This is a genomic window from Micromonospora sp. NPDC005367, assembly GCF_040606825.1.
Taxonomy (GTDB): domain Bacteria; phylum Actinomycetota; class Actinomycetes; order Mycobacteriales; family Micromonosporaceae; genus Micromonospora.
Genome location: NZ_JBEXFP010000029.1, coordinates 1 through 12,008 on the forward strand (window position 1 = coordinate 1; position 12,008 = coordinate 12,008).

Consider the following 12,008-nt stretch of genomic DNA (forward strand, 5'->3'; position numbering starts at 1 on the left):
CACCCCACCGGCCGGGGCCGTCACCCCACCGGCCGGGGCCGTCACCCCACCGGCCGGGGCCGCCCGGCGCGGTGCCGGGATGCGCGCGGCCTGGCAGGTGGTACGCGGGCTGCCCGCCGCCCGGCTCGGCATCGCCGCGGTGGCGGTGGGCCACACGGTGATGGTGGCGGTCATGTCGATGACCCCGGTGCGGCTCGGTGAGTCGCACGGCGACGCGGACGTGCTGCGGGTGGTCGGCATCGTGCTGAGCCTGCACATCGCGGGCATGTACGCGCTCTCCCCGGTGGTGGGCTGGCTCACCGATCGGCTCGGGCGGCGGGCGGTGATCCTCCTCGGCGTCGTGCTGCTGCTCGCCGCGTGCGCGGTCGCAGGGACCGCCGGGCACCACACGCCGCGGCTCTCGGCCGGTCTGGTCCTGCTCGGGTTGGGCTGGTCCGGCACCATGGTGGCGGGCTCCACGCTGCTGTCGGAGTCGGTGCCGGCGGCCATCCGGCCGAGCGTGCAGGGCTTCTCCGACCTGACGATGGGGCTGGCCGGCGCGGTGGCCGCGGCGGTCAGCGGGTTTGTGATGCGGGCCGCCGGTTATCCGGTCCTGACCCTGCTCGCCGCGGTCGCCACCGTGCCCCTGGTGGCGCTAGCGTTGCGGCCGGTGCCGGCAGGGGCACCGGATGAGGAGGACTGATCACGTGCGGCTGACCGACTTCTGGGCGCGGCTGGAGGAGGCCTTCGGCCCCGGCTATTCGGCCAGCATCGCCAGCGACCAGGTGCTCGCCCAGCTCGGCGGACGGACCATCGAGCAGGCCCTCGCCGCGGGTGAGGAGACGCACGTGGTGTGGCGGGCGGTCTGCGCGGCCTACCCCGACCGGGTGCCGGCGCGACTACGCTGAGCAGCGACTCTGCCGATCCGCGTGTCGCTTGCCTAGTCGTACACCTGTTCGGCTATTGTCCACAGCGGGGTGCTCGTCCACAGCTCGCGGCCCGTCGGCTGGTTTTCTGTCGGACCCAGCGCCTAGCGTGTCCGCGTGACGCGAAGCTCAGCAAAGACGCCGGCGAAGGCAGGGGTGGCAACGATGGTGGCAGCGCCTGACCGGGAGAAGGCACTCGACCTTGCTCTCGCTCAGATCGACAAGCAGTTCGGCAAGGGCTCGGTGATGCGTCTGGGGGAGCGGCCGGTCATCCAGACCGCCGTGATCCCGACCGGCTCCATCGCGCTCGACGTGGCGCTCGGTGTGGGCGGCCTGCCCCGTGGCCGGGTCATCGAGATCTACGGCCCGGAGTCCAGCGGTAAGACCACAGTGGCCCTGCATGCGGTAGCCAACGCCCAGCGGGCCGGTGGCATCGCGGCCTTCATCGACGCCGAGCACGCGCTCGACCCGGAGTACGCCAAGGCCCTCGGCGTCGACACCGACGCGATGCTGGTGTCCCAGCCCGACACCGGTGAGCAGGCGCTGGAGATCGCGGACATGCTGATCCGCTCGGGCGCGCTCGACATCATCGTGATCGACTCGGTGGCGGCGCTAGTGCCGCGCGCCGAGATCGAGGGTGAGATGGGCGACAGCCACGTGGGTCTCCAGGCCCGGCTGATGAGCCAGGCGCTGCGGAAGATCACCGGTGTGCTCAGCAACACCGGCACCACGGCGATCTTCATCAACCAGCTCCGCGAGAAGATCGGCGTGATGTTCGGCAGCCCGGAGACCACCACCGGTGGTCGGGCGCTGAAGTTCTACGCCTCGGTCCGGCTCGACGTCCGCCGCATCGAGAGCCTCAAGGACGGCACCGACGTGGTTGGTAACCGCACCCGGGTCAAGGTCGTGAAGAACAAGGTCGCCGCGCCGTTCAAGCAGGCCGAGTTCGACATCATGTACGGCAAGGGCATCTCCCGCGAGGGCTCGCTGATCGACGTCGGTGTGGAGCAGGCGATCATCCGCAAGTCCGGCGCCTGGTACACCTACGACGGCGACCAGCTCGGTCAGGGCAAGGAGAAGGCCCGGGAGTTCCTCAAGGAGAACCCGGACGTGGCGGCCGAGATCGAGAAGAAGATCCTCGAGAAGCTCGGCGTCGGAGTCGGCGCGGGTGACGCCGCCGGTGGCCCGGAGCTGCCGCCGGTCGACTTCTGATCTGACCTGTGGCAGGACGACGAGCCCGCGCGGGGCGAGGCTGGGATGCCAGCCCACCGCGCTCGGGCGACGCCACCACGCCTCGTCCCCGCCGTGGGCACCGCGGGAGGGCCGAGGAGTCTGACCCGACGGAGGCCACCGCCCCCGTCCCGCCCCGGGACGAGGCCGAGGTGGCCCGGGAGATCTGCCTGCGGCAGCTCGCCGTGCGGCCGCGTACCCGCGCCGAGCTGGCCGGGGCCCTGGCGAAGCGGGGCATCTCCGAGGAGACGGCCGCTCAGGTCCTCGACCGCTACGACGAGGTCGGCATCATCGACGACGCCGCGTTCGCCCGGGCGTGGGTGAGCAGCCGGCACACCGGGCGGGGACTGGCTCGCCGGGCGCTCGCCAACGAGCTGCGGCAGCGCGGCGTCGACGGCGACGTCGCGAGCGAGGCGCTCGGTGAGCTCAGCGAGGAGACCGAGGCGGAGACCGCCCGGGCGCTCGTCGATCGGAAGCTGCGTACCGCCCGGGGCGAGCCGAACGCGGTCTTCCGTCGGCTGGTGGGGATGTTGGCCCGCAAGGGCTACCCGCCGGGCGTGGCGATCCGAGCGGTGAAGGACGCACTCGCCGCCCAGAGCGCCGAGGCCGCCGAGTTCGCCGAGCAGATCGACGCGGACGCCCTGGCCGAGTCCGAGAGCGAGATCGAGCGCGACGGCCGATCGGCTGACTGACCGGCCGGCCACGGCCTCGCCTCCGGCCCCGGCGTGGCCGGTTTCCGGTCCTCGGTCGGCCGGCCGGTCGGCCGGCCACGGCTTCGCCTCCGGCCCCGGCCACGGCTTCGCCTCCGGCCCCGGCCACGGCTTCGCCTCCGGCCCCGGCCACGCCTTCGCCTCCGGCCCCGGCCACGGCTTCGCCTCCGGCCCCGGCCACGCCTCCGGTTTTCCGGCGTGACCGGTTTCCGGTCCTCGGTCGGCCGGCCGGTCGGCCGGCCACCGCCTCGCCTCCGGTCTCCCGACCTGCGGTGCTTCCGGCTCTCGGCGTGGCGGTCTCCGGCGTGGTCCGTTTCCCGGTCCTTGGCGGGCCGGTCCTCGGTCCGGCCGCTTCGGCCCTCCGCCCGACCCGCCCGGTCGGGGACAGTTGGCCGACCGGGACGGACGGGCCACGATCAACTCGAGGTCAATGAAGTCGGGGCATCAGCCGAGCTGGAATGCCCCGACTTCATGGAGGTCGAGTTGACCAAGGGCCGCCGACCTCGGTCGTCGCGGCGTTTGTCCCGGCATGTCCGCAGATGCATCAGCACTGGGTGACGAGGTAACTTCTCTCCGTTCGGGGGGTTTGATCATGAGTTCTTGACCGGAGTGCCCCCGGCGACCTAGCCTCGCCATACAGGCTCACATTGCCCGACCAGCGCAGGCTAAGCGCACAACATAGATCGCGTAACAGAACGGCAACGCTTTTGGTCGGCTCGCCGGCCTAATGCGCCAGCTCCGGACAGGCCGGTCCGGGGCTGACGCGACAACTGCACTCGGCCACCGGCGATGCTCGCGGGCACCGCCGGTGTAGGAACCTACCCACGGCCAGTCGCTCCGGTCGGGCGTCCAGAGCCGCAGGAGTGTGCCTATGGCACGGTTGCTGCGGCGCCGACGTTCAGGGGAGGCGGCCATGGCGGGACGGCACAGGTTGACCAGTGGTCCGCGCGGAGTCCCCGCATGAGCGCCTTCGACACGGTGCTCCTCGTCCTGGTCCTGATCCTGATCCTGGTGGTCATCGGCGCGCTGGCGATCGGCCTGCGGACACTGCGCGGGATGCGCAGCACCCCCACCGCGGACCCGGCCTTCATCGCCGAGAAGGATCGGCAGGAGCAGTCTCTCGCCGCGTTACGCAGCGCGGCCGACGAGGCGAACAGCACCATCGACGTGGCGAAGTCCGCGGCCGCGGCGGCGCGCGCCGAGGCCGCCGCGGCGAAGGCGGAGGCGAAGGCGGCCCGGGCGGAGGCCCGCCGGGTGCTCGACGATGCCCGCGCCGAGGCCGACACGCTCCTGGAGCGTGCGCACAAGCAGGCCGAAGCCGACGCGGAGCAGTTGCGTACGGCCGCTCGGCGCGGCGGTGAGCGCGAGGTGGCGGTACTCGCCGCGACCACCCGCGAGCAGGCCGCCGAGGTGGACCGGCGGGCGGCCCGGATGGACGAGCGGGAGCGCCTGCACACCGAGGAGGTCGAGCGGCTCGCCGAGCGCGAACGGCAACTGAGCGCGGCGAGCGCCGCGCTGGCCGCTCGGTCCGCCGCGCTCGACCAGCGGGAGGCCGAGCTGGCCGAGGCCGAGACAAAGCGCCGGTGCGAACTGGAGCGGGTCGCCGGGCTCACCGCCGAGGCCGCCCGGGCGGAGCTGATCGAGGCGATCGAGGGGCAGGCCAAGCGGGAGGCGGCGCTGCTGGTCCGCGACATCGAGGCCGAGGCCCGCGGTACCGCCGAGCATCGGGCCCGCCACATCGTGGTGGACGCGATCCAGCGGGTGGCCAGCGAGCAGACCGCGGAGAGCGTGGTCAGCGTGCTGCACCTGCCCGGGGACGAGATGAAGGGCCGGATTATCGGCCGGGAGGGGCGCAACATTCGCGCCTTCGAGTCGGTGACCGGGGTCAACCTGATCATCGACGACACCCCCGAGGCGGTGCTGCTCTCCTGCTTCGACCCGGTCCGCCGCGAGGTCGGGCGGCTCACCCTGGAGAAGTTGGTGCTGGACGGGCGGATCCACCCGCACCGGATCGAGGAGGTCTACGACCTGGCCCGGCAGGAGGTCGAGCAGCTCTGTCGGCGGGCCGCCGAGGACGCGCTCGTCGAGGTCGGCATCACCGACATCCACCCCGAGCTGATCACTCTGCTGGGCCGGTTGCGCTACCGGACGTCGTACGGGCAGAACGTGCTCAAGCACCTCGTCGAGACTGCCCACATCGCCGGCGTGATGGCCGCCGAGCTGCGCCTGGACGTGCCGCTCATCAAGCGGTCCGCGTTCCTGCACGACATCGGCAAGGCGCTCACCCACGAGGTCGAGGGCAGCCACGCCATCATCGGCGCCGACCTCGCCCGCAAGTACGGCGAGAGCGAAGAGGTGGTGCACGCGATCGAGGCGCACCACAACGAGGTGCAGCCGCAGACCGTGGAGGCCGTCCTCACCCAGGCCTCCGACGCCTGTTCCGGCGGTCGGCCGGGCGCCCGGCGGGAGAGCCTGGAGGCGTACGTCAAGCGCCTGGAGCGGATCGAGGAGATCGCCGCCGGCAAGGGCGGCGTGGAGAAGGTCTTCGCCATGCAGGCCGGCCGCGAGATCCGGGTGATGGTGAAGCCGGAGCACGTGGACGACATCGGCGCAGCCGTGCTGGCCCGGGACGTGGCCAAGCAGATCGAGGAGGAACTGACGTACCCCGGTCAGATCCGGGTGACGGTGGTCCGCGAGTCCCGGGTCACCGAGATCGCCCGTTGACCGGTCTCGCGCTCGTGGGCTCGCCGCGCAGGCGGCGGGCGGACCGCAGGGCGAGTGCCGTGCAGCTCACCGTGACGGCCAGACAGAGGAACAGCAGCGGGTTGACGTACGCGGGAACCAGATCAGTGGTGGTGCCGTCCGCGTAGCGGCACTGGTGCCGCAGTGGCATCCAGTCGGCGCTGGTCGCGGTGGAGTCCAACGGCTTGGCGGGGCAGTAGACGCTGGTGGCACGCAGGTCGAGGAAGTGCCCCGCCCACAGTCCGTGCAGGTAGACGGCGCCGGCCGTGGACGGCACCACGACCGTCCCGACGACGACCCGGAAGACGTTGTTCATCGATCGAGAGTCTGCCCGGTCGCTCGCCGTGCCGCGACGCGACGCGGATGGCCGGGAGCAGATGGCCGAAGGGCCGCCCCGAATAGTCGGGGCGGCCCTTCGTGGTCGTTGCGGCGGGGCTCAGGCGCCGCCGCCCGCGCCCTCGGCCTGCGAGATGAGCGCGGCTGGGGGAGGGTTCTGGGCCGGGGTGCCCGCCGTCTTCCGGCCCCGCGAGAGCCGGCGCTGGACGTACTGGGCCAGCTTCGACAGCGTGTAGTTGACGACGATGAACATCACCGCGATCACCACGTACACCTGGATGGGGTTGTCCAGTGCGCCGATGATCTGCTTGCCGATGCTGAGCGTCTCCTCGTAGCTGATGATGAAGCCGAGCGAGGTGTCCTTCAGGACCACGACCAGCTGGCTGATCAGCGCCGGCAGCATGATCCGGAACGCCTGCGGCAGCAGGATCATCCGGGTGGTCTGCCACGGGGCGAGCCCGATCGCGGCGGCCGCCTCGGACTGCCCGCCCGGCAGACCCTCCATGCCGGAGCGGAGGATCTCCGCGATGACCACCGAGTTGTAGATGGTCAGGCCGATGACCAGGTACCAGAGCGTGTCGAACGTGACGCCGAACTCGGGGAAGCCGCGGGCGACGAAGAAGATCGTGATCACCACGGGCAGGCCGCGGAACACCTCGACGCAGATCCGGGTGACCGCGGAGAGCAGCCAGGTCAGCCCGCGTAGCAGGTACGACACGGGGGTGGCCAGCCCGGTGAAGCGGCGCATGGCGAGGCTTTTGAGCTGGATCCGCAGCATCGCCAGCAGGGTGCCGACCACCAGTGAGGAGAGGATGGCCAGCGTGGCGGCCATCAGGGTGTTCTTGAAGCCGGTGCCGATCCGTTCCCAGACCAGCGAGAAGTTCTCGTCGGAGGGGTCGATCAGCGGGCCCCAGAGGTCCAGCGAGAACTGTCCCTTGTCGTCCAGCGGCTGGTAGATCAGGAAGTACGCGCCGACCAGCACCAGTACGGTGGCGACCAGGCTGCTGATCAGGGTGACCCGGCGCTGCCGTGGACCGGGGACGTCGTAGAGGACGCTCTGCTGGCTCATCGGGCCACCGCCTGTCGCTTCTCGATCCGGTCGAGGAGAGCGCCGAGGGGAACGGTCATGATCAGGTAGCCGATCGAGATGCCGATGGCGACCGGCACGAACGCGTAGCCCTCGGCCGAGGTGAGCTGGTCGGCGGTCTGGGACAGGTCACCGACCACGCCGAAGAAGCCGACCAGCGCGGAGTTCTTGATCATCGCGATGATCACTGAGCCGAGTGGCACGATCGAGGCCTTCCAGGACTGCGGCAGCACCACGTAGCGCAGGTTCTGGCCGAAGGTGAGTCCCAGTGACCGGGCGGCCTCGGCCTGTCCGGCTGGTACGGCGTTGACGCCCGAGCGCAGCGCCTCGCAGACGAACGCCGCGGTGTAGAGCACCAGGGCGATCAGCGCGAAGCGGAAGTACGGCAGGTCGGTGCCGAGCCGGGTGAAGATCGAGTCGAGCCCGGGGATCCGCAGGAAGTCCGCGTTGGACCCGAGCGCCGGCAGGCCGAAGGCCGCGAAGAACATGACCACGGTGAGCGGCATGTTCCGGAAGATGTTCACGTACGCGGTGCCGACGGCCCGCAGCGGCGGTACGGGCGAGATTCGCAGCACCGCCACGACGGCGCCCAGGATCAGGGCGCCGATCGCGGCCAGTACGCAGATCTGGAGGGTGAGCCAGAAGCCCCCCGCGAAGACGTCGAACTTGTCGATGAGCACACTCACGGGTCGGACTTCCTCCCCACCCTCCGGATCAACGGGTCAGATCAGTAACGGTTGACGGCCGGCGGGTTGCCCAGCTCGGCGCCGAACTTGCCGGCGGTGTCGTCCCAGGCCTTCTTCCAGCTGCCGTCGCTGTACGCCTTCTCGAGCGTGTCGTTGACGAAGTTGCGGAAGTCGGTGTCGTCCTTCTTCACACCGATGCCGTACGGCTCCTTGGTGAAGTTGGCACCGGCCAGCTTGAACGACGCCTCGTCCTTGGCGATGTAGCCGAGCAGGATCACGTTGTCGGTGGTCACCGCGTCAACCTGGCCGCCCTTGAGGGCGTCCCGGCACTTGTCGTACGTGTCGAAGAGCACCAGCTGGGTGGCGACGTCCTTGACGTGCTTCTTGATCTCCTCGGCCGGCGTGGAGCCGGTGACCGAGCAGACCTTCTTGGTGCCGTCCGCGAAGGAGTCCGGCCCGGTGATGGCGGCGTCGTCCTTCTTCACCATGATGTTCTGGCCGGCCTCGTAGTACGGCCCGGCGAACGCGATGCGCTCCTTGCGCTTGTCGTTGATGGTGTAGGTCGCCGCGACCAGGTCGACGGTGCCGTTGACGATCACGTCCTCGCGGACCTTCGAGGGGGCCTCGACCCACTCGATCTTGTCCTCGGGGATGCCGAGCTCCTTGACGATGATCTTCGCGACCTCGACGTCGAAGCCCTCCGGCTTGCCCGACAGGCCCTTCTGGCCGAAGCCGGGCTGGTCGAACTTGGTGCCGATCTTGATGGCCTGGGCCTTGTTGAGCCGCTCCATCGTGCTGCCGGCCGCGAAGGACTTGCTCTCCCCGCCGCTGCCGGTGCCCTCGTCGGACCCGTTGTCGCCACAGGCGGCCAGCCCGAGGGCGAGGGTCGCGGCCGCCGCGACCGCCGCCACGCGCTTCATACGCATACTCTTCTCCTTCTTCGACGAAGCCCGCCGGGGGATGGCGCGCTCCTTTGGACGCCTAGTGCGTGAGGATCTTGGAGAGGAAGTCCTTGGCCCGCTCGCTGCGTGGGTTGGCGAAGAACTCCGCCGGCGGAGCATCCTCCACCAGTTGGCCGTCGGCCATGAAGATGACCCGGTTGGCCGCGTGCCGCGCGAAGCCCATCTCGTGGGTGACCACGACCATCGTCATGCCGTCGCTCGCCAGCGAGGTCATGACGTCCAGCACCTCGCCGACCATCTCCGGGTCGAGTGCGCTGGTGGGCTCGTCGAAGAGCATCGCCTTGGGCTGCATGGCCAGCGCGCGGGCGATCGCGGCCCGCTGCTGCTGGCCGCCGGAGAGCTGGGCCGGGAACTTGTCGGCCTGGTTGGCGATGCCGACCCGGTCGAGCAGCGCCAAGGCCCGCTCGCGGGCCGCCGCCGGCTTCTCCTTGCGGACCTTGATCGGGCCGAGGGTCACGTTCTCGAGGATTGTCTTGTGCGCGAAGAGGTTGAACGACTGGAAGACCATGCCAACCTCGCTGCGCAGCCTGGCGAGGGCCTTGCCCTCGGCCGGCAGGGGTTGCCCGTCGAAGGTGATGGTGCCGGAGTTGATCGGTTCCAGCCGGTTGATGGTCCTGCACAACGTCGACTTGCCGGAGCCGGACGGGCCGATCACCACGACCACCTCGCCGCGGCCGACCGAGAGCGAGACGTCGTCGAGCACGTGCAGCGGCCCGAACCACTTGTTGACCGAGTCCAGCACGATGAGCGGTTCGCCCGTCGTCACGTCGTCCACCGTCCCTGTCGTCTCCCACTCGGGGCCGGTTGACCCCTGGTTGGGCAACTGTAGGCGGCCACTTGTGGCAGGACGCAACCCAGTTGGTCACGGAGCGGTAACACCCACCGGGGCGGGTGTCGAGTGTCCGGTTTCGACCGGGCGACTTGTCCGGTGACGGTAGCGGGTGACCTTTCCGTGCGACGAACATATGGGTATGACCGAACCGGTACGGCTGACCCGGTACGCCCGGGGTGGCGGCTGCGCATGCAAGATCCCGCCTGGTGAGCTCGAGTTGATGGTGGCGGGCCTCGGCGCCGCGACCGGGACCGCCGACCTGCTGGTGGGGCTGGACCACGGCGACGACGCCGCGGTGGTCCGCCTCGACGAGCGGACGGGCCTGGTCGCCACCGCCGACTTCTTCACCCCGGTGGTCGACGACGCCTACGACTGGGGGCGCATCGCGGCCGCGAACGCACTATCCGATGTGTACGCGATGGGGGGCACCCCGCTGGTCGCGTTGAACCTGCTCTGCTGGCCCCGGGACGTACTGCCGATGGAGCTGGCCCGCGAGGTGCTGCGCGGCGGGCAGGACGTGGCCCGCGAGGCCGGTTGTCATCTCGCCGGCGGGCACAGCGTCGACGACGACGGCCCGAAGTACGGGCTGGCGGTCACCGGGGTGGTCCGGCCGGAAGAGCTGATCACGCTGGAGGCGGGCCGGCCGGGGCAGCCGTTGTCGCTGACCAAACCGCTCGGCGTCGGGGTGCTGAACACCCGGCACAAGGCCACGGGCGAGGTGTTCGCCGAGGCGGTGGCCTCGATGAGCGCGCTGAACCGGGACGCGGCCCGCGCCGCGGTCGCCGCCGGGATCCGCTGCGGTACCGACGTGACCGGCTTCGGTCTGCTCGGGCACGCCTCGAAACTGGCTCGCGCCAGTGGCCTCACGGTGGCGATCGACGCCGCTCGGGTGCCGTACCTCGCGGGCGCCCGCGAGGCGGTACGGGACGGGTACGTCAGCGGCGGGAGCCGTCGCAACCTGGACTGGGTGACCCCGTGGACGGACTTCGGTGCGGCGGGCGAGGAGGAGAGATTGTTGCTCGCCGACGCGCAGACCTCGGGCGGCCTGCTGGTGGCCGGGGAGTTGCCCGGCGCCCCGGTGATCGGTGAGCTCCTGCCGCGTGGCGAGCACATGGTCGTCGTCCGTTGAGTCCTGTCGCGGGTTCGGACGGCGTCGTTCCGGCGCCGTCCGGTCCGGTGCGGCGCATCGGGATGCGGCACCGTACCCGATAAACTGTCATCTTCCCGCCACTGTGAGCTATTGGCTGGGAGGTTTTTTTGCCCGGTTTGGTCACAGACCGGTAACTTGCCCCCGGCTGGGGGCAAATGCACCGCACCATCGTCAGTAAGGCCCGATCCGGAGGCCGGTGGGACGAACGCAGCGAGGAGGCGGCATGACCGAGCTGTGGAACTGGAGAATCGACCAGGTACGACCCGTGGAGGTCTACCCGGCGCTGGCGGAGGCGCTCGGTCGGGTGGTGATGCCCCTGGCGATCGCCGACCCGGCCCGACTGCCGACGTACGCGGTGATCAGCGACGTCTGGCAGGCGCCGGGCGAGTTCGCCACGATCGTGGACTGCTACGGGGTGCCCGAGCGGCTCTCCGAGCACGCCAGCATCGCCGCGCTGGCCCGGCTGCTGAATCGCAACTGCGTGCTGCGTGACGACACCCTCGACGCCGGTCGGCACCTGCTGGTCGCGCCCGACGGCACGATCCGTCCGGTGCACTTCGACGTCCGGGAGACCGACGACGGCGAGGTGCTCGGCAATCAGCGCCTCTGCACCGACGCCGACCCCGCCTGCCGTGGCTGGTCGCAGTGTCACCGTTCACGGTGGGCCCCCGACACGGTCGCCCCGGCGCTCGCCGCGGCCTGACGGGCGGGCTCGGCCGTTCCTGGCCCGGGCGGGTCCTGGGCGGACCGGCAGCGGGCACGGCGGCGACCGTGCCCGGACCGCTCAGGACGGGACCGCCCAGACTCGGGCGGGCTCGGGCCCCCGGCCGTTCAGGCCCGGACGGCTCAGGCTCGGACGGCTCAGGCTGGATGGGCTCAGACCTGGACCGCTCTGGCTCGGATGAGCTCAGGCTCGGACCGCTCAGGCTGGATGGGCTCAGACCTGGACCGCTCAGGCTCGGATGAGCTCAGGCCGGTCGGGCCGGGACCTCGGGGGTGGCCCCGCCCGATCGTCCGCCGCGCACCACGAGCTGGTCGAGCAGGGTGGCGGTGGCGGTGGCGGCGGCGACGGCCGCGACCGCGGAGTGGAAGGCCTCCGCGTTGTGCGGCGCCGGGGTCCGGAAGCCCGAGATCTTCCGGACGTACTGCAACGCGGCGGCGTCGATGTCCGCGGGCGTCACCTCCGGGACGTACGGCTCCCGCAGGGTCTTGATGCTCCGGCACATGCTCTGCTCCTCCTTGCCCGACCGGGATCACCACACCTGGTGCCCGATGCGGCACCGACGGTGACAAGCGGTCGAGACTTGTCTATTCTGGTCACGGATCAGAGCCCTTCGAGCCATGCTGCCGCTCGCGCCGTCGCGCCCC

13 protein-coding genes are annotated in these 12,008 nt (G+C 70.7%); 7 read left to right on the plus strand and 6 right to left on the minus strand.

Going from position 1 to position 12,008, the window contains the following annotated elements; all coding sequences use genetic code 11:
• From ABZS42_RS20140 to rny, 5 genes are all read left to right on the plus strand, one after another.
• Window positions 1-682 (plus strand): MFS transporter (locus ABZS42_RS20140; protein WP_355147384.1); only part of this gene is annotated, 682 nt, incomplete at its 5' end.
• Between the two features lie 4 nt (window positions 683-686).
• Window positions 687-887 carry a DUF3046 domain-containing protein gene (locus ABZS42_RS20145; protein ID WP_355147386.1) on the plus strand — a complete coding sequence of 67 codons (201 nt, stop codon included), beginning with the start codon at window positions 687-689 and terminating at the stop codon, window positions 885-887.
• 183 nt (window positions 888-1,070) lie between these two features.
• Window positions 1,071-2,117 carry a recombinase RecA gene (recA, locus tag ABZS42_RS20150; protein ID WP_355147388.1) on the plus strand — a complete coding sequence of 349 codons (1,047 nt, stop codon included), beginning with the start codon at window positions 1,071-1,073 and terminating at the stop codon, window positions 2,115-2,117.
• Between the two features lie 8 nt (window positions 2,118-2,125).
• Complete coding sequence (locus ABZS42_RS20155) at window positions 2,126-2,827, plus strand: regulatory protein RecX (protein WP_355147390.1); 702 nt, start codon at window positions 2,126-2,128, stop codon at window positions 2,825-2,827.
• A 978-nt stretch (window positions 2,828-3,805) separates the two neighbouring features.
• Window positions 3,806-5,569: a ribonuclease Y gene (gene rny, locus ABZS42_RS20160; protein ID WP_355147392.1), complete on the plus strand. Its 1,764-nt coding sequence runs from the start codon at window positions 3,806-3,808 to the stop codon at window positions 5,567-5,569.
• Here rny and ABZS42_RS20165 read toward each other — a convergent pair.
• The 5 genes from ABZS42_RS20165 to ABZS42_RS20185 form a co-directional block, all read right to left on the minus strand.
• Entirely contained in the window at window positions 5,550-5,903 is a 354-nt protein-coding gene (locus tag ABZS42_RS20165; RefSeq protein ID WP_355147394.1) for a hypothetical protein, read from the minus strand. The two genes, rny and ABZS42_RS20165, sit on opposite strands and share 20 nt — an antisense overlap.
• A gap of 120 nt (window positions 5,904-6,023) precedes the next feature.
• Window positions 6,024-6,992 carry an amino acid ABC transporter permease gene (locus ABZS42_RS20170; RefSeq protein WP_355147396.1) on the minus strand — a complete coding sequence of 323 codons (969 nt, stop codon included), beginning with the start codon at window positions 6,990-6,992 and terminating at the stop codon, window positions 6,024-6,026.
• On the minus strand, window positions 6,989-7,696 hold the full coding sequence (locus ABZS42_RS20175; protein WP_355147398.1) for an amino acid ABC transporter permease: 708 nt from the start codon (window positions 7,694-7,696) through the stop codon (window positions 6,989-6,991). Before ABZS42_RS20175 ends, ABZS42_RS20170 begins: the two co-directional genes overlap by 4 nt.
• A gap of 41 nt (window positions 7,697-7,737) precedes the next feature.
• Complete coding sequence (locus ABZS42_RS20180) at window positions 7,738-8,622, minus strand: glutamate ABC transporter substrate-binding protein (protein ID WP_355147400.1); 885 nt, start codon at window positions 8,620-8,622, stop codon at window positions 7,738-7,740.
• Between the two features lie 55 nt (window positions 8,623-8,677).
• Window positions 8,678-9,433, minus strand: coding sequence for an amino acid ABC transporter ATP-binding protein (locus tag ABZS42_RS20185; protein ID WP_355147402.1), 756 nt, complete (start codon window positions 9,431-9,433; stop codon window positions 8,678-8,680).
• A gap of 196 nt (window positions 9,434-9,629) precedes the next feature.
• Here ABZS42_RS20185 and selD point away from each other — a divergent pair, with 196 nt between their 5' ends.
• Both selD and ABZS42_RS20195 read left to right on the plus strand, forming a co-directional pair.
• On the plus strand, window positions 9,630-10,619 hold the full coding sequence (gene selD, locus ABZS42_RS20190; protein WP_355147404.1) for a selenide, water dikinase SelD: 990 nt from the start codon (window positions 9,630-9,632) through the stop codon (window positions 10,617-10,619).
• A gap of 244 nt (window positions 10,620-10,863) precedes the next feature.
• On the plus strand, window positions 10,864-11,343 hold the full coding sequence (locus ABZS42_RS20195) for a hypothetical protein (protein ID WP_355147406.1): 480 nt from the start codon (window positions 10,864-10,866) through the stop codon (window positions 11,341-11,343).
• Window positions 11,344-11,608: 265 nt separating this feature from the next.
• Here the strand turns inward: ABZS42_RS20195 and ABZS42_RS20200 are convergent, their stop codons facing one another.
• Window positions 11,609-11,866: a DUF2277 family protein gene (locus ABZS42_RS20200; protein ID WP_355147408.1), complete on the minus strand. Its 258-nt coding sequence runs from the start codon at window positions 11,864-11,866 to the stop codon at window positions 11,609-11,611.
• Window positions 11,867-12,008: the final 142 nt, after the last annotated feature.